Here is a 21,175-nt window from a genome sequence, read left to right on the forward strand (position 1 = left end):
CCTGGCGATCGTTTATATTGCCTCTCCGTCAGTGCGCGATCCAATCGCGGCGAGGCGATGCCATGAGCATTGAGCCGATCGGCATTTTCGCCATCTTAAGCGGGCTGCTTTGTCTGTTTCTCGGCAACAGGGCGACGGTTGTGATGCTGGCGATGACGGCCGTACTCGGATCGGCAGCGGCGATGTTCATCGGTGCGGCGAACATCCAGCCGGGCCATGTTCTTCTCGGCTTCCTGGTGCTTGGCGTCATCACGCGAGAACGGGCGGCTGGGGCATTCGTGCATGCGCTACGTCTTGGCGAACCCGGATTTTGGTTTGCCCTTCTGGTCCTATATGGCGTGATGAGCGCCTATTTCGCGCCGCGCCTCCTGACTGGGATAACCCAGATCGTGCCGCTCGGAACCACGGTCTACGGCGATACCCGTTCCACCGTGCCGCTGGTGCCGGTGTCGAGCAACTTCACGCAAAGCGTCTACATGATCGGCAACCTCATCTGCTTCGCAATGACGGTGGCGGTCGCGTCAACCTATCGCGGCTTCCAAGCCGTTCTCGCCGGGCTGCTCGCCTACAGCGTCGCCAACACGGTCTTCGCGCTGCTCGACATCGGTACTTATACGACAGGCTCGCAGGGCATCCTCGCTTTCATGCGGAACGCTCAATACACGCTTCATACTGATGATCAGATTGCCGGTGTGAAGCGCATCGTCGGGTCCTTTACCGAGGCCTCCTCCTTTGCCCGCTCAACGCTCGGCGTCTTCGCTTTTACCGGAACACTCTGGCTTTGTGGCCGTCGACCCTACCTTAGCGGCTCACTTGCTGCCATATCTCTCGTTCTGGTTGTGATGTCGACGTCATCGACCGGGCTCGTTGGCACGCCGGTCATGTTGCTGATCCTATTTGCAACCGCCTTGTCGGTCAGCGGGCGGAAAAATACCAGCCGGACCGCCACGGCAGCGATCGTCTTTGTGCCGTTGGTGTCGTTGGCGGTTGCTCTCATGGTCGCAATCGACCCGTACATGTCGAAGCTTATCTACAATTACATTGATATCGTGGCCCTCGGCAAATCCACGTCCGATTCCGGGATTGAACGCAACTCCTGGAACGTGGCCGCGATCGGGAACGTCGTCGACAGTCTGGGGCTGGGAGTGGGTCTCGGAACTGCACGTACGTCCAGCTTCCTCCTGGCGCTGCTTGCGAATGTCGGCATTCCCGGAACGATCTTCTATCTGGCTTTCGCATTCGACGCGTTGATCAAAAAGCGTGGTGTCCAGGGAAGCTTCATGGCCGATGCGCGTCTTGCGGCGCGCAATGGCTGTTTGGGGCTGCTGGTCGGTGACATGCTGGTGAGCCCGGTCATCGACCAAGGCCTGTTCTTCTGCATGCTGGCCGCCATGGCCTCGGCCCAACCGGAGCGCGGTACACAGGTCGTGCGCGCGAGCCGCCCGATAGGAGCTACCATATGAGTGCTGCCGCCCTTTTCGCGGTCAATGGCCGCTTCTTCACGCAGAGCGCAACGGGGGTGCAGCGTTATGCGTCGAATGTCGTGCGCGCACTGGATGGTGTGCTCGCCGCAGCGGATGCGCGGGCGGCGATCATTGCTCCATCGGGGACGCCAAATCCGGGGCTCAGTCATATGCCTCTGATCCAGTCGGGACCTCTTTCGGGACATCCCTGGGAGCAGATCACTTTGCCCGCCCAATGGCACGGCCGGCTCCTCAACCTTTGCAACACCGCGCCTGCCTCCAAGGCCGATCAGATCGTCTGCATCCACGATGCCAACGTATTTTCGGCTCCCGAAAGCTATAACCGCACCTTTCGGATGGTCTATCAGACGCTGCAGCCGCTTCTCGTGCGCCGGTCCGCGCGGATTGCCACGGTCTCCCATGCCGCGGCACGCCAGATCGCCCGGCATCTGCCAATCCGGATCGAGGACATCGCCGTGCTTCCAAATGGCCATGAGCACGCCTTGAGCTGGGATCCAACGCTTGCACAAATGGCGCCGGGCTTTATCACCAAAACGTTCGGGCAAAGCGATCGCCGGTTCATTCTGGCTCTGGGTTCCAGGGCGCGTCACAAGAACCTCGCGCTGCTTGTCGATGCGGCTCCCGGGCTTGACGAGATCGGCGTGGATATTGTGATCGCCGGTGGAGGCGCCGAGATTTTTGTTCCCGGCGCACTCAAACAACGATCGAACGTTCATCTGATCGGCCGGGTGTCGGACCACGATCTGGCCTACCTGCTCGAAAGGGCGCTCTGCCTCACCTTTCCGTCGCTGACGGAAGGTTTTGGCCTTCCGATCGTCGAAGCCATGGCGCGGGGTTGCCCAGTCATCGCTTCGTACACCGCGAGCATGCCGGAAGTCTGCGGCGATGCTGCTTTGCTTGCCTCGCCGTCCGATCCTGCGGCTTGGATCCGGCATATCCGCGCGCTGAAGGATACGCCCGAACTCCGCAGCGAACTCGTCGGAAGGGGACATGATCAGGTCCTGCATTTTTCCTGGTCGCAGACGGCTTCCGGTTATATGGAGTTGCTCGAACGGCCCGCAGCAGAGCCGAAAACCTACAAGCCGGTCACTGCGAGTGTTCCGCGCACGGCAGTCGTCATCGCCACACGCGGGCGGCCCGGTGTCGTAAGCGCCACGGTCCGCCACCTGCTTGCCACGCAAACGTTGAAGCCTGAAGCCGTTATCGTTTCCTGCATTGATATTGCGGATGCGGGCGATCTGGTCGGGCATGCGGGGGTGACGGTGGTGGCTGGCCTGCCGGGCCTGACCACGCAGCGCAATACTGCGCTCTTGAGCCTGCCGGAAGACACCGAGATCGTCGCCTTCTTCGACGATGACTTCGTTGCGGACAGGAATTGGCTTGCCGCCGCCGCAAGGTCGTTTCGTGACGATAGCCAGATCGTCGGCTTTACAGGACGTGTCCTTGCGGACGGTGTCAACGGCCCAGGTATCGGTTTCGAAGAGGCGTTGCGCCTTGTGGAGGCCGCTCCGCCAAGCGACTGGAGCTGGATCGAGCCCTACAGTCCCTATGGCTGCAATATGGCATTCCGGGCGGAAGCCATTGGCGATACCCGTTTCGACGAGCGGCTCGTTCTCTATGGTTGGCTGGAAGATCGAGATTTTGCCGCAGCACTTGGCAAGCGCGGCGGTCGTTTCGTCAAATGCGCGGAAGCTTTCGGCGTGCATATGGGCGTCAAGAACGGCCGGATAAGCGGCGAGCGCTTTGGTTATTCGCAGATCCTAAACCCCATCTACATGCTGCGAAAAGGCACGATGACGGGCGCAAAGGTCGCCAACCACATCTTTTGCAACATGGCCATGAACTTCGCGCGAGCGGCATGGTCCGAACCTTTCGTCGACAGGCGCGGACGGGCCAGGGGCAATCTGATCGCAATCGCCGATCTTCTTCGTGGCCGCCTGGAACCAGAACGCGCGGCAAGGCTGACAGCGAAAAACAATACAGGGCAACTTAAGTCGGAGGTGACGACCAGATGACGCAAAACAATCCGTCTCTTTTGGAACGCTCGTCCCGGCTTTGGCGGCTCGACGACGCTCCGGCGGAGAACGCCAATGAAGGGCCGGTCGCGCTCCTGCGATCGATGAGCGCGCTTGCGCTGCAACACAAGGTAAAACTCATTCTATGCACGGCCATCGGTATCGGCCTGGCGGGATTTTACGCCCATTCCCTACCTCGGATCTATACAGCGACCGCGACCCTGCTGCTTGAGCCGCGCCGCTCGACATCCAGCTCGGGCCAAGACGCGAGCGCCGCGCAAAATCTCGACTTGAACAGAGCGGACAGCGAACTCCAGATCATCCGTTCAGAGCGCTTGCTCTCGGCGGTTTTTGACAGCCTGAATCTGGAAACTAGTCCGGAGCTTGGCCCACAACCACCTCGGATGCTCGATCTTGTCGTCAGCAATGTGCGGCGCATCTTGAACGAGCCCGAGACAGGGGGCAGTGCCGTGACATCGGAGACTGGCAAAACAGCCCGCTCCGATGGGGTGGCTGCGACAAGCAATAGCGCGGCCCCGGCCACCGATGCGCGTCAAGCGGCATTCCAGAGCTTCGCGAAGCGCCTCGACGTCCGCCGGGTTGGTCAATCCTATGTCATGGAAATCAGTTACTCATCTTCCGATCCGGTGCTCGCCGCGCGTGTCGCCAATGCGGCCGTGTCCGGCTATATCCTGCAAGCGGTCTCTTTCAAGGCGGAGATGGCCCAGGCCGGGACGGAGGTGCTTCAGTGGCGCCTCGATGCCTTGGCCTCGCAGGTCGATGCCGCGACGGATGCCATGGAACAGGGAAAACTGCCGGCTATTCCGACGCCGGACGGCGATGCCCGGATTATCGGCGCGGCGCTACCGCCACTCAGCCCATCCGCGCCGCGCCCATCGTTGATCACTGCGCTTGGAGGCGTTCTCGGGTTGCTTGCCGGCTTCTCCATGATTGCGCTCAATCTTGCGCTCGATCGGAAGGTTCGCAACGCCAAGGACCTGATGCGGGATACCGGGATACCATGTCTCGGAACCTTGCCGGACGCGGTAAGTCGGGTTGACCTCAGGCGGGGCTCGCATAACAGAAGAACCTCCGTGGTCGTCAACCTGCCTGGCAGTGCTTATGCCGTGGCGATCCGTGATCTCAGGACATCCATCGAGATCGCCTGCTCGGCAATTCGCAATGAGCGAGGCATCGTGATCGCAGTCGCGGGCTGGGAGGCAGGCAATGGAGTATCGACGCTATGCTTGAGTCTGGCGCAATTTATTAGCCGGAGCGGTCGGCATACGACGCTTTTCAACGCGGAGATGGGGCAGATCGACCTCAGCGACGATGGTCCCGACGCTTTGCCGACAACGTCGCTGGCCGATGCGCTCGTTGCCGACATGCGGCCGGAACAGGTGATTTTCGGGAACGGACGCGGAGACGGGGATGGCATTGCCGTGCTCCCCATACATTCTGCAAACGCCTTGACAAATCTCTACGTCGATTTCCGTGATCGTCGTGTCGCACGGATCGTGGACGCAGCCCGTGCCAGAGGCGACGTGCTTCTCGGCTTGCCGTCGGTCGGCGGCTCGACGGATGCGCAGGCACTGGCAATTCACGCCGACGCGGTCTTGATCGTTGCCAACGCCGGGCGGACGACGACCGAGCAGGTCAACGACACACTACAGCAATTGCGACGCTCCGGCGCCAATGTGATTGGCACTGTGATCAACCGGGCAAAGGCATGACAAGAATGGAAGCTCCGAAAATAGCCGTAGTCATCACCTGCTGGAATTACGAAACCTATGTGGCGAGTGCGATCCGCAGCGTCGTTTCACAGGGCCGCGATGATTGTGAGCTTGTCGTCATCGACGACGGCTCGACGGATTCTTCCTGGGACATCATCCAGGGTGAAGGTGTGACCGCCTATCGCATTGAAAACAGTGGACAACGGGCGGCGGGGTTTTACGGGCTTGAGCGGACACAGGCGCCGTTCGTTCTGTTTCTTGATGCGGACGACGAACTGGCTCCAGGTTCACTCGCAACTATCATTGCGAGACTGGATAGCGACGTCGCCAAGCTTCAATTTTCGCTGACCCGCATCAATGACCAGGGGGCCGTCACCAGTGCCGCGACACCTCTAAAAGAGTTTCGCGAACGCGAAACACTTGCGGATCTCGTATTGCGTACGGGCGTTTACACCACCCCACCGACATCCGGAAACGTGTTCAGGCGCGACCTGTGCGAACACCTTCGGGAAATGACCTACGATCGCGCGGTGGACGGGGTGATCCTGTTTGCCGCGCCATTCATGGGCGATGTCGTGAGCCTGTCTGAGGAACTAGGACGCTACCGCGTCCATGGCCGTAATATTTCCGGACTGGGTCGTGCCGTCGACCCGGCTTCGTTGCGTGGGGAATTGAACCGCTTTGTCCGGCGGATGAGCCACCTGCGCCGAATTCTGGTGCAGTATGGTCGGTCGGACGAACTGGTTCAGCCCGAGCGGGCCTATTTCTATCTCGAGCGCAGCTTCTATCTGGCGATAGCCGAAGGGCGGCGCCCACCAATCGGACGTCTCTTTGAACTGCTCCGCCAGCTTCGGCGGGAAGCCTATCCCATGAAGACCAAGGCGACCGTGGCAGCATTCTGGTTGCTGACGATGGTGCTCCCAAACCGACGGGCGCGGGGCGGACTTGCCTATCGGTTGAATGGAGGCAAGCGCTCGACCCTCGGGCTGATTCAGTCGCTACTGTAACAGCTACGAGCCCAACGTCGGATCGGGCAGACCGCGATCACCGACGACGGTCAGCCAGTTCGAGCCGTCCACGTCCAGCGATCAGTCGCACGCCGAGGGCAAAGAGCGTACCGACATAGGCCACAGCGCCCGTCGCCACGACGAGCGCAAGCTCCAGGACATGATTCCAGGACCGTCCCGCGAGCTCTTCCCGCAGAATGAGAACCGACATCACCATGACGATCGCAGCAAGAGCGATCTTCCATATGTTGTTCAACTGCGCCCCGATTCCAAGTTCCAATAGCCGGCGGGCGTCGTTCAAGTAGAATATGAACATGATGGCCGAGAGGACAATGCGGGCCATACCGGCACCCTCGGTCGAAAAGAAATAGAAGCCGATCGAGATCAAAACGATCCTGAAACAGAGGTCGATGGCGTTCAGCCTGAAGAGAATATGAGGACGGTCAAGAGCGAGGCTGGCCGAATACAGGGTCTGAAAATAGGGGATCGGGATCACCGCCAATGAAAGCATGCAGAGCAGAGGAGCCGCATCCTTCCATTTTTCTCCGAGCAGCAGATCGGTGACAAGGTCCGATGTCAGCGATATCCCGATGCAGGCCGGCACTGAAATCAGCATTGCAAAACGGGCGGCCTTGAGGAAGGCCAGTCTCATTCGCTGAGGATCCGAGTTGATCTGCGAGAAGGCGGCCATCACCGGCTGCAGCGCCGGACCGATCAGGCTTTGCGTCGGAACCACAGACACGTCGCTCGCCACGGCATAGCGGCCGAGCGTGGTGCTGTCGGTGCCGGCGCCGATCAGAAAGCGGTCGAATTGCCAGTTCAGCGCCGAGACCAGTTGTGCGGAGCTGAACCAGCCGACGAAGCCGGCGAAGTTCGATAGACGCGCCAGCGATAGCGCCGGCCGGTAAGGAGCAAGCACATAGGACATCGTCACGGCTGCTATCGAATTGGTGACGAAGTTGGCCGCGATGGCCCAGTAGGCCCCTCCGGAAAAAACGACGATGATGGAGACGACGAAGGCGCATAGTTTTCCGCAAAATTCCATCATGAAGGTTTGCTGGAAGCCCATATTCCGGGCAAAATGCACCATTGACGGACTGTAGAACCCTTTCACGATCGGGCCTAAGGCCAACATGGCAATCAGCGGGATCAGTTGAGGGTTATGATTGAACATCGAAAAGGGCCACGCGGCGGCCATGACGATGAGCGCGATCAATCCGCTCCTCATGACGCTCAGTGTAAAACCGGTGTCCAGATGGCTCTTGTCGATGACGTTCAGCCGGACCAGCGCTTGCGTGACCGGCACCTCGAGGACGGTGTCGACGACGACAACAAGCGACATGGCCAGCGCCGCCAGACCGAAATCGGCAGGGGTCAGGATACGAGCGAGAAACAAAAGCGTGAAGAAGTCGATGATGCGCCCGAGGAAGCGCGACACGATGAGCCAGCCGGCTCCTTTGAAGGCTTTGAACGCGAGCATCCTGAACCTAAGACCTCGCCCATCGCCATGGCAATCCAACATTGGCTCCATGCTGTTCCATTGCGGGCGGAAGCTCTTCGACGGAACCATGCTTGAGACGCGTTACAATAGTCATGGAAATGTCCTTGGCATAAACTCAACGATATAGGCGGGCAGAGACCCCTCGCAGCACATGCGCCATTTCGAGCGCGGCAAGCAGGGGCGGTTTGAGCAGAGGGAAGTCACGCGCAATTGCGCCCTCGCGCCACAGATGCGATTTGACCGACATCAGCTTCTTGGAGAGATCTGTGTTTTGCGGGCGATTGAGCACATGCACCACCTCGGAGCGGCCGAAATCGACTGAGCGAGCGCCAACGCCGAGCGCCATAATATCGATCTTGCTTGGGTTCGTGATGGCTTGCTTGAGACGCAACCATGCGCAGTCGGCGTCGTCTAAAACCTGCGCCCCACTTTTAATGCGATCGATGTATTGCAAGGCTCCGGACAGAAGCAGATTTCCGGCCGCCGGATCGAGCTTTCCATAGCGAACATCGCCGGAGTTGGCGACGACAACGCCGTCGTCACCCTCGCTGAACTGACGAACGGATGGCAAGGCAGGCTCGAACAGGCTCTCGATGATCTGCCAATAGCGCAGGATCACGGTTTCCACCTTTAAGGGATTGTACAGGTTCTGCTCGACGACGAGGCCTGAGACCATCGGAAAATGGTCCTCGCTCAGCCCCTTGTAATTGCAGCGCGCAAACTGGATGGTCTCGAACCGGCGATCGGGAAAGCCGGCAGCCAGTAGCCGCTGAGTGCTGCCGTAAAGGCCCGTATCGCAAAGAACGATGCGCTTCGCTCCACCCGAAATTTGCTCGAGGTGGCGTGTGAAGAGGTCATTCTGCTGGCGAATGTCATCCAGCACCGCTTGGCCGGCGCTCGTATCAAGCCGTGCGAAAAACCGCGTTGGATCGAAAACCTGCCGCCAGGAATCCGGCAATTCGTAGCTCTGTCCACCCAAGGCGTGGGCAACGTCGGAAAATCTCTTGTTCTGGAACTCCCGACCAAGTTCGTCCAGCACTGCCGGGCTCCTGGTCATAACCGCCGAACGTGCGGCGACAAGCCTTGAAATCAGGACGTTGTCGCGCTTGAGGTCAAGTGGCAGGCCGAGGGCCTGCAAAACCCGTTCGAAAGCCTCCCTGATGCCGATGCCGCCTCTTGCGCAGAACAACAGCGCGGTATCGCCGTTGGCTTTGGCCTGCGTGGCATACAGCCAGATGAACAGGCAGAATTCCGCCACGATCGGCCCGAAAACCTCTCGGCCGAAGGAGATTTTGTCGTCTGGCGCGGGAATATCCCGGCCGTGGTGCACCAGACGCTGGCGGATCTGTCTGAACGCTTCGGTGGCTGCGCCGTCTGCGCGCGAAGCGTAACGATCAAAACGGCTCCTCGGAAGGTGAACTGTCTTGATCCCCATCGCGCCGGGCACCCGGACGTCGGCCGTCATATCATCACCGATGTGCAGGATTTGCGACGGGGAAACGGCCTCGGTTTCGAGCACGACAGAAAACAGCCCGCCATAGCGTTTGCTCGCCTGGGCATCTGCGCTCGAATAGATCCCGTCGATAAGGCCGGGACCGTGGAAATGGTTGATCAATTCCCCAAGCCGGTCGGCGGAAAGCCCCGTGTCGCTCACAGCGACAATTCGGACGCCTGCCTGTCGATATCGCCTCAATAACGTGGCCAGTGCCGCGTTTGCTAGGAGAGCTGTCTTTTCGACGGCCAGTTCTATGGCGAGACGCTCCTCTACCAGATCCTCGGGCAAACTGAGCACCGCCAGTTGGCTGCGGATAATATCGGTTAGCCGCACTTCGCCCGCACCACCGCCTGCATTGAGTGCGCGGTAAGCAAATTTCTGAGCAAGGAGGCGAGCCCTGACAAGCTCGCTCTTCCCGATGGTCAGACCTCGTTCCTTGAGGAGATGCGCGAAACGCGCTTCACCCACGGCAATCCGGGAGCGCTGCGACTTTCCATGGCGCAACAGTAGCGTGTCGAACACGTCGGTAGAAATCAGCTCGATTTCGTCGGCATGCTGATAAAAATCGTCGAGGCTTCGCCGTAGCACTAAACACCCCCTCGGCGTGCACCGATTTAGTCAATTTTCTCATGCGAGATATAGTTCCCAATATCGAACTGATTATAATCACGGCTCGACATCAATAATAAGTACAGGTTAACAGCATAGAGCGAAATATATCAAGTACTATTCGAATTATATAGGGTAAATCACTTGAATTTTTGTTCCAGTATCCTACTCGTAAAGATTAGTATGCGCTATAGTACCAAATTATTTGCGAGATATGTTCTAATTCAACTTCCAATATCTAGAAATATAATCTAGGCTCACACAACTGTTGGAGGTAAGGGTGACTCCATGAACGATGCAGGCCATCAGACCATCATCGACCCCGTCACCGAGGCGGAACGGTTTGATGCCGTCGTCCTTGGGGCTGGTATTTCCGGTCTGGTGTCCGCGTCGGTTCTTCTAAGGCAGGGCTACGCGCGTGTTCTCATCGTCGATGAATATGACCATATCGGCGGAAACCATATCGATTGGTCCTCCGGAGGCTACACGTTCGATATCGGCAGCCTGATTTTCCAGGACGACTCTCCTCTGCTCGATCACTTTCCCGAGTTGCTGCCATTATATGTGCCGATCAGTCCGCAATGGGCGCGGCTGAACCCTCAAAGGATGATCACCACTTATCCGATCTCCGTTCGGGACGACATTTTCGGTGCCGGTTTCATAGAGACCATTCGGATTTTCGCTTCGGTGATATATGCCCGGCTGTTCCAGCGGAAAATGCGCAATGCAAAAGAGTTCGCACGCTATTGGATTGGCGGACGCCTGCTTCATCGCTCCGGACTGGAATCCTACATGAAGCGCTTCTATGGAGTTGCGACGGATGGGATCGATATCGAGCTTGCGCGGAAGCGAATGCTCTGGATCAGCGAGCACGCGTCTATTCAAAACCTCATTTCGCGAGTGCTAAAACCGAAACAGGCAGGTCCGACCAATCGGCAGATGGCGCGTCCCAAGGAGGGGTTTCGATTTCTCTATAAGGCCGCGGCCGATCGACTGGAAAGAGGCGGGGCCGAGTTTCATTTGGCTGCCGAAATGCTGAGGGTCTCCAAGGTTCAAGACCAGTTTCATTTGCAGCTTAAAGACAGAATTGTCGCATGTGACCGGATTATTTCGACCATTCCCATTCACAGGGCGGAAGAATTGTGCGGGCTCGATTCAGGGCGAAAACTCGAAACAATCACGCTCATCGGCCTCTATTTCAGCTTTTCCGGGGATCGCGGTTTTCAGCAGTCGATCATCTATAATTTCTCCCATGAGGGCGCCTGGAAGCGTCTGACGATGTATTCCGATTTTTACGGCCGCGCGGAGGGTCGTGAATATTTCACAGCGGAAGTCATCGGCAACCACGCCGGCGGCTCGGTAGAGCAAGCCGAACGTGATTTCAGGGAACATGTCCGCGCCAATGGCCTGTTCCAAGGCGACCTCAGGCTGGAAGGTAGCTGCGTCCTGGAAGAGGCATACCCAATCTATAGCCGGGGTGCTGCTCAACACGCAGCCGAAGCGATCCGGCAACTTCAGGCGTTCGGTCTCGAATCCCTCGGACGCCAGGGCGGATTCAACTATCAACCGACCGCACGCGCTTCCACCGTGGAGGCTGAGGCCTCGCTGCGCGATAAGCAAGTTGTCTAGGCAGTCTTCCGAAGGGTCGGGGAGGTGAACAATAGGTATATGCCGGAGATGATCAAAACTCGATGATGGCCGATATTTTGATGGAATATAGCCTGGGAAGACCAAGTAATACCCGGGTTTCATTCCGCTATCGGAGCATTTCTATTTGTTGACAGTGATATTGGGTGCGATTTCATGCGAATTCTGCATATTCTCAATCACACGAACAGGCTGAACGGGCATGTTCATGCGGCGGTCGATCTAGCCTGTGCACAAGCCAAGCTTGGCCACGATGTCTGCCTCGCGAGCGGCGGCGGCGATTTCGATCAGCTGCTGCACAGGCACAACGTCACGACAGTGATGGTGGACCATCGGAGAAAGCCGCTCAACCTGCTTAAATCTTCGTACGCACTCCGCAAACATGTTCGCGCATGGCAGGCGGAGATCGTTCACGCCCATATGATGACAAGCGCCGTGTTGGCCTGGCCGATCTGCAAAGTCGCTGGCATCCCCCTCGTCACCACGGTGCACAACGAGTTCGAGAAAAGCGCGATCCTGATGGGTCTCGGGACGCGGGTGATCGCGGTAAGCGAGGCCGTCGGCGCGTCGATGAGGAAACGCGGAATACCGGCATCGAAACTTCGTGTCGTCCTTAATGGCACTATCGGTTCAGCACGCATTGAAAACCGCAGTCCGTTGCCCGTTGTTCTCGGGTCTCCGAGCATCCTTTTTGTCGGTGGTCTGCATCCGCGAAAAGGGCTCCCCGATCTTTTTGAAGCCTTTGGTATCGCACATGAGAAGTACCCCAAAGCCAGACTTTATATCGTGGGTGAAGGACCTTTCCATGCCAATTATCAGGAGACGGTCGCCAAGATGGATTGCGCGGCCGCCGTCACGTTCCTGGGCGCCAAGGAGGATCCTTTCCCGTGGATGGTAGGCGCTGACATTTTCGTATTGCCGTCGCATGCCGACCCGGCCCCTTTGGTTCTTTCCGAGGCGCGCGAGGCGCGCTGCGCGGTTATCGGAACCAATGTGGATGGCATTCCGCAATTACTGGAATACGGTGCGGCCGGAATTCTCGTGCCGCCGCGCGATCCGCCGGCGTTGGCGACAGCGCTCTGCAACCTGCTTGAAGACACCAAACGTATCGGCGAATGGCAGGACAAGAGCCAGACGCGGATTGAACGCATGACGATTGACCGCGTCGCCCGCGAGACCATGGACGTCTATGGGGGAGCTCTTGCACCTGGCTCGAAAACCACGCAAGCCGCCGCCTGAATGATGATGTGACATCGAGATCCATGGCAGAGCGAACAGAGGACGGGAAATGACGACCGCAACATCTCGACGCAACGTCCTGATAGGGGCCGCCTCACTTGCCGCCGCTGGTGGTTTGTTGTTGACGAATAATCGGCCTTCCGCCGAAGAGGCTCCCGATCCGACTGAAGGTCGCAAGCTGGTCTTCGATGAGGGGTTTACGACGCTGGACACGGCGATCTGGCATGCGGGTCCCAAGGCAACGACTTTCGATACCGGCTTTTACGGGCGGTCCGCCTTCAGCCGGATCGACGGCGAAGAAGGCTTCAATCCTTATGCGATCGTCGATGATCCCTCAGCGAACAATGGCAAGGCGCTTCAAATTTCGGCCCAGTACATTGGACACCAGATGAATGTGCCGAGCTACTACGGCAACAACCTGCCTGAATACCAATGGATTTCCGGCAATATCCAGACGGCCAAGCCCGACGGTACAATCCTCAAAGGTTGGCGGCAGGGCTATTTCGAGGCGCGGATGCAGTTTCCTGCCCATCCGTTGAGCTTTCCCGCTTTCTGGCTGATGAACGGCAGGAGCATTCTTTTTCCCCAGACGAGCGTCGAACTCGATGTCGTCGAACAGAAAGGGTGGGAACACGACCTCTATGGCGCATACCTGCACGAATGGGGCAAGCCGGGCGAGCATCACAAAGGGATCGGCGTTCCGACCAGCGTCGATATCACCAAGGGCTATTTCCGCTATGGTCTGCTCATCGAGGGTGCCCGCTGCCGCTTCTACTTCGAGCGCAAACAGATCCTCGATCCGAAAACCCAGCAGCCTATCGACTGGACTTTGGGGCGCGCAGCGGAGATGGATGCGGGAGGAGATGTATTCTGGCCGCTGCTCACGCTTGCCTTGCGGTCGGATGTCCCGTTCCCCAATCCGCTGAAGCCGGAAGACCGGCTAACCCATATGCGGGTCGACTACATGCAGGTTTACGCGTGACGTCGGTCAAATTATCGCGCTAGGCGATCAACGGCTTTGTCACTACGGCCTAATCCACTCTTCGAACGCCTTGGGTTCGACATTGCCGCCACAAAGAACGGTTGCCACGGTCTTGCCGGCGAAACGCTGTGGATTCTCAAGAATGGCTGCGACGCCAAGTGCGGCGGCGGGTTCGACTATAAGCCCAGAATGCAGGTATAGAAGCCGCATTCCCTCCTTGATGCTTTCCTCGCTGACCAAAAGGGCGTCATCGGCGACGGCCAATAAATCATCGAGAACTTCCGGGATTACATAGCGCCCAGCCACCCCATCGGCGATGGTGTTCGGGGCGCCGGCGTCCACAATCCGCCTGGCCTTGAAGGAAAGGGTCATAGCCGGTGCATTTCGGGGCTGGACTGTGATTATCTCCACGCTTGGCCGCCGGCACTTCAGGGCATAACCGATGCCCGTCGCCATTGCCCCGGCTCCCAGAGAAACCAGGACGGCGTCCAGCGCTTCAGGAAGTTGTGAAAGCTCGAGCCCGATTGTCGCGGCACCTTCACACGTGTCGAGATTCTTGCTGTCCTCCACGAGGAAGGCGCCCGTTTCTTCGGCATGATCCGAGGCCGCTTGAAGTGCTGCTTCGATCTCCCCTTCGACCAACACCACATTTGCCCCTAGTAGCCGCATCTTTTCCACCTTGAAGGCATTGGCGGCGGCGGATGCCGTCACCGTGACATCAAAGTTTCTCAGTTGGCCACCATAGGCGAGTGCTTGACCCAGATTGCCCGCGCTGGCGCAGACGACCGATTTTTTATCACCTTGCGACTGTAGCCGTGCCAAAACCATCTCGGTGCCACGCCCTTTGAAGCAGCGCACGGGATTCATCGTTTCTACTTTGAGAATGACTCGGCAACCCAGAGCCCGGCTCAGAGTTTCACAGACGTATTGCGGTGTATGAAGAAAGACCTTGTGTATGGTCGTGGCAGCGGTTTCGATTCGATCGATGTCCAAGCGCATATGAGCCCCCCATTGCGATTCTCAGTAGGGCCCAGGCGGTCGGCGTATATCGCTGCGTTCCACGATGGTTTTCCATCATAATCCGCCAGTCGCGCAGCTGCTAAACACTCATTCACTGGCCAGGCAATGTCAAGGATGTGAGTAGCCGCGACTTTAATCCCGTCGAATGCTTTTTCAAAACTCAAAGCATGCCTGCGGACCAGGGCAAAGCATATTGTCGATGCCGTGCAGCGACCCGCAAGGCATCCGCATGGACATCGACAACCCGTTCGGTGTCGAAGCTGTCTATGAAGCTCTGTCGGTATTCCGCATGGGACAATTCATCCTGCAGGTTGTCGCAGTAATAAATCATCGCCTTGACCAGTTCATCGCCGCCGCTCACTGGAACGAGAAGGCCTAGACGCCTGTCCACGAGAATGTCGCTCGGACCGAATTCGCAGTCGGTCGATATGACCGGAAGACCAAACCTCAGGGCCTCGCATATCGCCAACGACCAGCCTTCCCAACGCGATGTCGATATGTAGACATCGCTGGTGGACAAGGCCGATTGCGGATTGTCCGGGTGGTGCTCGATGCTTACCACGTCCTCGAGTTCCAGCCGTCTGATTTGCTCACGCAGCTCAGCCTCTCCAGCGCCGTAACCCACAACCTTGAGTTTGACGTTCTTGCGGGCCTTATAAAGTTCGGCGAATGCATCCAGCAGGATATCCTGCCCCTTTTGATAGGAAAATCGGCCGACATTCACAAAGGTAACGCAGTTTGCCTCATCGACAGGTTTACTTTTTGGGAAATCAAACTTTCTGACCGGATTTGGCAGCCAGTATTGCGGCGTTTTGCTGGCGAACATGGCCTTGAAAGATTCAAGCTGCTTGGGCGATGTGCCGAAGACGTAGGAGAGGCGCTTGATGAAATAGATCCTCATCAGAAAGAACAGGATCTTGGCTTTGAGGTGGCTCGGTTCCAGCCGTGGATTGCCATGCAGATGCATGGCGAAATTCCGTCGGATTCCCAGGCAAGCCATCATGCAAATGACCGTCGGCTCGATCTGCGGGACGACGATAAGGCCATAGTCCTTGCTCTTGAACACGCTCCTTAAGATAGACACCAATTCTCGCCGGTTGTGCGCAATTCTATCGATCGTATTGTAGCTTTGCTTTCCAGCCGGCCGGTTTTTGTGGGTAGACGTGTAGAGGACGTCAATCTCAAAGTCGGCCGCGTATTTTTCGGACAGGGCAGAGCATATCGTATCGACCACGCGCTCGATGCCTGCGAAGGAACTCGTGCCGGGTTGAATATAAAGGATTTTTATGCGGCCGTGAGTTGGCACTTGTTCTTCCCCGCTCGGCAATTCAGCTTTCATTTGCATGCGTGCGTCCTATTCGAGCTGGCGGATCTTTATAGTGCGGCACAGAGTACAATATTAATAATGAATGGCGATAGTCTGTAGTGTTATTTTGAAAAGAAATAGTAATATTCGCAATCTGAAATTCGCTAAGTATTTCGGTCTTTCGAGCGCCCAGCAAATTTGATTTTGCCGCAGCTTGCGAAATGACGGGAGCCTTGCCGGCATCTTGCATCGAGCGTGGGTAGAGGGGTCGCCATCTCGATGGCCGCTTCCAATTCGTTGACGTATGAGTCAATGAATCATTTGAATGGCAGCGATGTGCGTGATAATGCCGTAGCGTTGGCAATCGGGCACAAAGGCCAGAGAATGAAAAGATTTAGCCTGTTCCTGATAATGGCTATGCTCACGTCGTGTGCGAGCCGCCCAGGACCTGATGTATTGGAAACAGTTTCGAAAGCCCCCGCAACGACGAATACGATCACGGTCTATTCGGCAACGACCAGGCCAAGAAAAGATCCGGCGCAGAATATTTTCACGAGTGGACGGTCGATTTCGACGAATTACGCTCAGTTCACCATCTCAATTCCACCGACGCATAAGAGCGGTCAGATAGAATGGCCGCATCCGAAGCCTGACCCACAGAAGACATTCGCGGTCACAGGGCAGGCGGTTCTTAACCGTGAGAGTTTTTTGAAGGCTATTCCGGAGAAAGACCAACAGCGCCGGGTTGTCGTCTTTGTCCATGGCTATAATTACAACTTTCAGGAAGCCTTGTTTCGCCTTGCTCAGTTGAGAGCCGATTCAAATCTCCCTGCCGTGCCGATCTTGTTCGCATGGCCGTCACAAGCCGCACTGTCGGGCTATATAGCCGATAAGGATTCGGCGACATTTTCACGGGATAATCTGACGCAGCTTCTCATCGACCTCACGAAGGATCGCAAGCGCGGCGAAGTTATGGTGTTCGCTCATAGTATGGGCGGCTGGTTGACCACGGAAGCTCTCAGGCAATTGAAGCTGGAAGGCCGGCAGGACGTCCTGGACAAGCTTACAGTGGTGCTGGCGGCCCCGGATATCGATGCGGATGTGTTTATCTCGCAGCTGAATCTCATCGGTAAAATGTCTCCGCCTCTAACGGTCCTCGTCTCGCGGGACGATCGCGCGCTGGAAGCATCGACATTTTTGGGAGGCGGTGTGCCCCGCGTTGGCGCGCTTGATGTCAGAGATGAGGTTGTCCGGGAGGCGGCAGTCAAGGCCGGTGTCCGGCTGATCGACATCTCAGCGCTTAAGTCGTCCGATCCAGGCAATCATGACCGCTTCATCGCCCTGGCGTCGATGAACCCGAATTTCGATGCCAACACAAATGGAAAAACGAACATGGTCGGAAAGACCGGCGCCTTCGTGTTCGACGCCATCGGCGCTACGCTGTCGAGCCCATTCCGCCTGGCTAGCAAAGTGGTCAATCCGCAGTAAGCTTCATCAGCATATGGAAACGGGCGCGGCTGGAATACAGCCGCGCCCGAATGTATTTCCCTCCGGATCAGACCAGATCGAAGCGATCTGCGTTCATCACCTTCGTCCAGGCCGCCACGAAGTCGTGCACGAACTTCTCCTGCGTATCGCCCTGGCCATAGACCTCGGCAAGCGCCCTCAGCTGCGAGTTCGAGCCGAAAACGAGATCGACACGGGTGCCGGTCCACTTGATGTCATTCGTATTGCGGTCGCGTCCCTCGAACACATATTTCGAGTCCGGGGAGGCTTTCCACGCCGTGCCCATGTCGAGCAGGTTGACGAAGAAATCGTTGGTGAGCGTTTCAGGGCGCGTGGTGAAGACACCATGCTGCGACTGTCCGGCATTTGCGTTCAACACGCGCAGGCCGCCGACCAGAACCGTCAACTCCGGCCCCGTCAACGTCAGCAGCTGTGCCTTGTCGATCAGCAACTCCTCCGGCGAAATGGTGTATTCGCCCTTCTGATAGTTGCGGAAGCCATCGGCGATCGGCTCCAGAACGGCAAAGGACTCGACATCCGTCTGTTCCTGCGTCGCGTCGGTACGGCCGGGCGCGAAGGGAACCTCGATGTCGTGGCCGGCATTCTTCGCAGCCTTTTCGACAGCGGCAGAACCGGCAAGCACGATCAGGTCTGCAAGCGACACCTTCTTGCCACCAGACTGAGCGTCGTTGAACGCCTTCTGGATGCCTTCGAGCGTTGCGAGGACGGTTGCGAGCTGCGCCGGCTGGTTGACTTCCCAATCCTTCTGCGGCGCAAGACGGATGCGCGCACCGTTCGCGCCACCGCGCTTGTCGGAGCCACGGAAGGTTGATGCCGAAGCCCAGGCGGTCGAGACCAGCTGGGAAATCGGCAGTCCCGATGCGAGGATCTTGTCCTTGAGATCGGCGATGTCCTTGGCGTCGATCAAAGGATGATCGACCGCCGGGAGCGGATCCTGCCAGATCAGTTCCTCTGTCGGAACTTCCGGGCCAAGATAGAGAACGCGCGGACCCATGTCGCGGTGGGTCAGCTTGAACCAGGCGCGGGCAAAGGCGTCGGCGAACTGATCCGGATTTTCGAAGAAGCGCCTGGAGATCTTCTCATAGGCAGGGTCGATGCGCAGCGAAAGGTCGGTGGTCAGCATGGACGGTGCGTGACGCTTGGACGGGTCGTGCGCGTCCGGCACGATACCGGCGCCGCCGCCATTCTTCGGCGTCCACTGATGGGCGCCAGCCGGGCTCTTCGTCAGTTCCCAGTCGAAGCCGAACAGGTTTTCAAAGAAGTTGTTGCTCCACTTTGTGGGCGTTGTGGTCCAGATGACTTCCAGGCCGCTGCTGATCGTGTCGCCGCCCTTGCCTGTTCCATAGCTGCTCTTCCAGCCGAAGCCCTGTTCCTCGATGCCGCCTGCCTCGGGATCGGCGCCGACATGTGCTGCATCGCCCGCGCCATGGGTCTTGCCGAAGGTATGTCCGCCGGCAATGAGGGCGACGGTTTCCTCGTCGTTCATGGCCATGCGGGCGAAGGTCTCGCGGATGTCGCGGGCAGCGGCTAGCGGATCCGGGTTGCCGTTGGGGCCTTCCGGATTGACGTAGATCAGGCCCATCTGCACGGCGGAGAGCGGCTTTTCGAGCTCGCGGTCGCCGGAATAACGCTTGTCGCCAAGCCAGGTGTCTTCAGCGCCCCAATAGACGTCTTCCGCCGGCTCCCAGACATCGGCGCGGCCGCCGGCAAAGCCGAAAGTTTTGAAGCCCATCGATTCCAGGGCAACGTTGCCGGTGAGGACCAGCAGGTCGGCCCAGGAGATCTGGTTGCCGTATTTCTGCTTGATTGGCCAGAGCAGGCGGCGTGCCTTGTCGAGGTTGACGTTATCCGGCCAGCTGTTGAGCGGCGCGAAACGCTGTTGGCCGGCTCCCGCACCACCGCGGCCGTCGCCGGTGCGGTATGTGCCGGCGCTATGCCAGGCCATGCGGATGAAAAGCGGGCCGTAGTGACCGAAGTCGGCCGGCCACCATTCCTGCGAATCGGTCATCAACGCGAAGAGGTCCTGTTTCAGGGCCTCCAGGTCGAGCTTCTTGAACTCCTCGGCATAGTTGAACGCCGTGCCAAAGGGGTTGGACAGGGAGGAGTTCTGGTGGAGAATCTTGAGGTTCAGCTGGTTCGGCCACCAGTCCCGGTTCGACCTGCCGCCATGGGCCGTGTGCGTATGCACAACGGGACATTTGCCCGCGTTGTCGACTTTCGTATCCATAATTCTCTCCCTTGAGATTCTTTGAATTGAGCTGGTCTGAGAAAGACCGTCCTGAGGCGAACGTGCTTGGGGCGTCAGCATTCTGGATAGTCCGAACTTCGATAAGCTGCGCTCCATCTGCGGCTACTACCGTATGGGCCGCATGTGACAATGACGCATCTCATCTCTGCTTCGGGGACTATATCTAAGTCGCGCCATTAATTTAAGTTGGATTTTCTGATCGCGGCGATAAGGTGAGGTTATGACCAACTTGACACTCAAGCAGTTTCGCTATTTCGAAGCTTTGGCACGACAGGGCCATTTCGGACGTGCGGCCGATGTCTGCGCGATCTCCCAGCCCGCTCTGTCGATGCAGATCAAGGAGCTGGAGGAAACATTGGGTACGGAGCTCTTCGAAAGAGGTGCGCGCCAGGTCCGGCTGACCAGCTTCGGAGAGGCGTTTGCATTGCGTGTGCGCGAAATCCTGCGCTCGGTCGACGAGTTGGGAGATCTGGCGCGCGCCTCGCAGGACAGGCTGGTGGGGCGGTTGCGGATAGGCATTATCCCGACTGTCGCACCCTATCTGCTGCCTGCGATCATCGGCAATCTCACCCGCCTGCATGACGGGCTTGAGATTCATGTGCGCGAGACGCTGACCTCGAAGCTGGTGCAGGAATTGGCGGAGGGCCGGCTCGACACGGCGATTGTTGCCCTGCCGATCTCCGAGCCTTCGCTGACCGAGGTTTCGCTATTCTCGGAAAATTTCGTGCTGGTCCGGCCGGGCGAGGACGAGGGCAAGCCAGTGCCCAATCGTGAAGCGCTACGTGAAATGAGGCTTCTTTTGCTCGAGGAGGGGCATTGCTTTCGCGACCAGGCCTTGTCGTTCTGCAATATACATTCGGCGCTGCCGCGGGAGTTGATGGACGGTAGCTCTTTGTCCACGCTGGTCCAGATGGTCAGCGCCGGTATTGGTGTCACCTTGATCCCGGAAATGGCCGTTGGGGTGGAGACGCGCTCGGCCTCGGTGTCCGTGGCTCGCTTCCAGAATGCCCAGCCCTCGCGAACAATCGGGATGATCTGGCGCAAGACAAATCCTCTGGCCAAACAGTTTCTGCAGATTTCCGAAGTCGTCCGGCAGTCGGCCGATGCCATGCGCGCGCACTACAGCCCGGCATTGTCGACCCGGGAGATTGGTGCCGATGGCCGTGAGATAGGGATGACGGAGGGTGGGGCGGATTGAGCGGTCTTGCTGATAGGGCAGTCAGGGGTAATATTTTCGATTTAACTAACTCTACTGCTAGGAGATAAATATACATAATTACTAAGATACAAAATACGAAAAAATATCCAAATTACGCAGAAAATGTACGAAAACGCTGAGATTTTGTTCAGTAGTCGTAATAG

Annotated in this window: 14 protein-coding genes and 1 riboswitch; of the genes, 9 read left to right on the forward strand and 5 right to left on the reverse strand. The window is 57.9% G+C overall.

Translation table 11 applies throughout. The features are described from left to right. Window positions 1–62: 62 nt before the first annotated feature. The 4 genes from HB780_RS06245 to HB780_RS06260 are packed head-to-tail and all read left to right on the forward strand — an operon-like array spanning window position 63 to window position 6,239. Entirely contained in the window at window positions 63–1,463 is a 1,401-nt protein-coding gene (locus HB780_RS06245; RefSeq protein ID WP_183689169.1) for a hypothetical protein, read from the forward strand. After that, window positions 1,460–3,499: a glycosyltransferase gene (locus HB780_RS06250; RefSeq protein ID WP_183689170.1), complete on the forward strand. Its 2,040-nt coding sequence runs from the start codon at window positions 1,460–1,462 to the stop codon at window positions 3,497–3,499. Before HB780_RS06245 ends, HB780_RS06250 begins: the two co-directional genes overlap by 4 nt. Further along, complete coding sequence (locus HB780_RS06255; protein ID WP_183689171.1) at window positions 3,496–5,232, forward strand: Wzz/FepE/Etk N-terminal domain-containing protein; 1,737 nt, start codon at window positions 3,496–3,498, stop codon at window positions 5,230–5,232. Before HB780_RS06250 ends, HB780_RS06255 begins: the two co-directional genes overlap by 4 nt. Window positions 5,233–5,237: 5 nt before the next feature. Beyond that, complete coding sequence (locus tag HB780_RS06260) at window positions 5,238–6,239, forward strand: glycosyltransferase family 2 protein (protein WP_183689172.1); 1,002 nt, start codon at window positions 5,238–5,240, stop codon at window positions 6,237–6,239. Window positions 6,240–6,276: 37 nt separating this feature from the next. Here HB780_RS06260 and HB780_RS06265 read toward each other — a convergent pair whose 3' ends face one another. Together HB780_RS06265 and HB780_RS06270 are read right to left on the reverse strand one after the other, a co-directional pair. Beyond that, the gene (locus tag HB780_RS06265) at window positions 6,277–7,719 is read right to left on the reverse strand and encodes a lipopolysaccharide biosynthesis protein (protein ID WP_183689173.1); all 1,443 of its coding nucleotides are present in this window, start codon (window positions 7,717–7,719) and stop codon (window positions 6,277–6,279) included. 136 nt (window positions 7,720–7,855) lie between these two features. Continuing rightward, on the reverse strand, window positions 7,856–9,823 hold the full coding sequence (locus HB780_RS06270) for a hydrolase (RefSeq protein ID WP_183689174.1): 1,968 nt from the start codon (window positions 9,821–9,823) through the stop codon (window positions 7,856–7,858). Between the two features lie 309 nt (window positions 9,824–10,132). Between HB780_RS06270 and HB780_RS06275 the strand changes: the two genes are divergently transcribed. From HB780_RS06275 to HB780_RS06285, 3 genes are all read left to right on the forward strand, one after another. Beyond that, the gene (locus HB780_RS06275) at window positions 10,133–11,473 is read left to right on the forward strand and encodes an FAD-dependent oxidoreductase (RefSeq protein WP_183689175.1); all 1,341 of its coding nucleotides are present in this window, start codon (window positions 10,133–10,135) and stop codon (window positions 11,471–11,473) included. 174 nt (window positions 11,474–11,647) lie between these two features. Next, window positions 11,648–12,730 (forward strand): glycosyltransferase family 4 protein, encoded by a 1,083-nt coding sequence (locus tag HB780_RS06280; protein WP_183689176.1) that lies wholly within the window; start codon window positions 11,648–11,650, stop codon window positions 12,728–12,730. Window positions 12,731–12,779: 49 nt separating this feature from the next. After that, entirely contained in the window at window positions 12,780–13,712 is a 933-nt protein-coding gene (locus HB780_RS06285) for a LamG domain-containing protein (RefSeq protein WP_183689177.1), read from the forward strand. A 42-nt stretch (window positions 13,713–13,754) separates the two neighbouring features. Here HB780_RS06285 and HB780_RS06290 read toward each other — a convergent pair whose 3' ends face one another. Both HB780_RS06290 and HB780_RS06295 read right to left on the reverse strand, forming a co-directional pair. Beyond that, window positions 13,755–14,711, reverse strand: coding sequence for a threonine ammonia-lyase (locus tag HB780_RS06290; RefSeq protein WP_183689178.1), 957 nt, complete (start codon window positions 14,709–14,711; stop codon window positions 13,755–13,757). 22 nt (window positions 14,712–14,733) lie between these two features. Next, window positions 14,734–14,814: riboswitch (ZMP/ZTP riboswitch) on the reverse strand. Window positions 14,815–14,892: 78 nt separating this feature from the next. Further along, window positions 14,893–16,077, reverse strand: coding sequence for a glycosyltransferase (locus HB780_RS06295; protein WP_183689179.1), 1,185 nt, complete (start codon window positions 16,075–16,077; stop codon window positions 14,893–14,895). A 372-nt stretch (window positions 16,078–16,449) separates the two neighbouring features. Between HB780_RS06295 and HB780_RS06300 the strand changes: the two genes are divergently transcribed. Continuing rightward, a complete protein-coding gene (locus tag HB780_RS06300; protein WP_435693879.1) occupies window positions 16,450–17,526 on the forward strand; it encodes an alpha/beta hydrolase in 1,077 nt (358 codons plus the stop codon). Window positions 17,527–17,593: 67 nt separating this feature from the next. Here HB780_RS06300 and katG read toward each other — a convergent pair whose 3' ends face one another. Further along, a complete protein-coding gene (katG, locus tag HB780_RS06305) occupies window positions 17,594–19,792 on the reverse strand; it encodes a catalase/peroxidase HPI (protein WP_183689180.1) in 2,199 nt (732 codons plus the stop codon). Between the two features lie 241 nt (window positions 19,793–20,033). Here katG and HB780_RS06310 point away from each other — a divergent pair, with 241 nt between their 5' ends. Next, window positions 20,034–21,011 carry a hydrogen peroxide-inducible genes activator gene (locus tag HB780_RS06310; protein WP_183689181.1) on the forward strand — a complete coding sequence of 326 codons (978 nt, stop codon included), beginning with the start codon at window positions 20,034–20,036 and terminating at the stop codon, window positions 21,009–21,011. Window positions 21,012–21,175 lie beyond the last annotated feature (164 nt).

Origin of the sequence: Rhizobium lusitanum (assembly GCF_014189535.1) — a bacterium.
GTDB classification, from domain to species: domain Bacteria; phylum Pseudomonadota; class Alphaproteobacteria; order Rhizobiales; family Rhizobiaceae; genus Rhizobium; species Rhizobium lusitanum_C.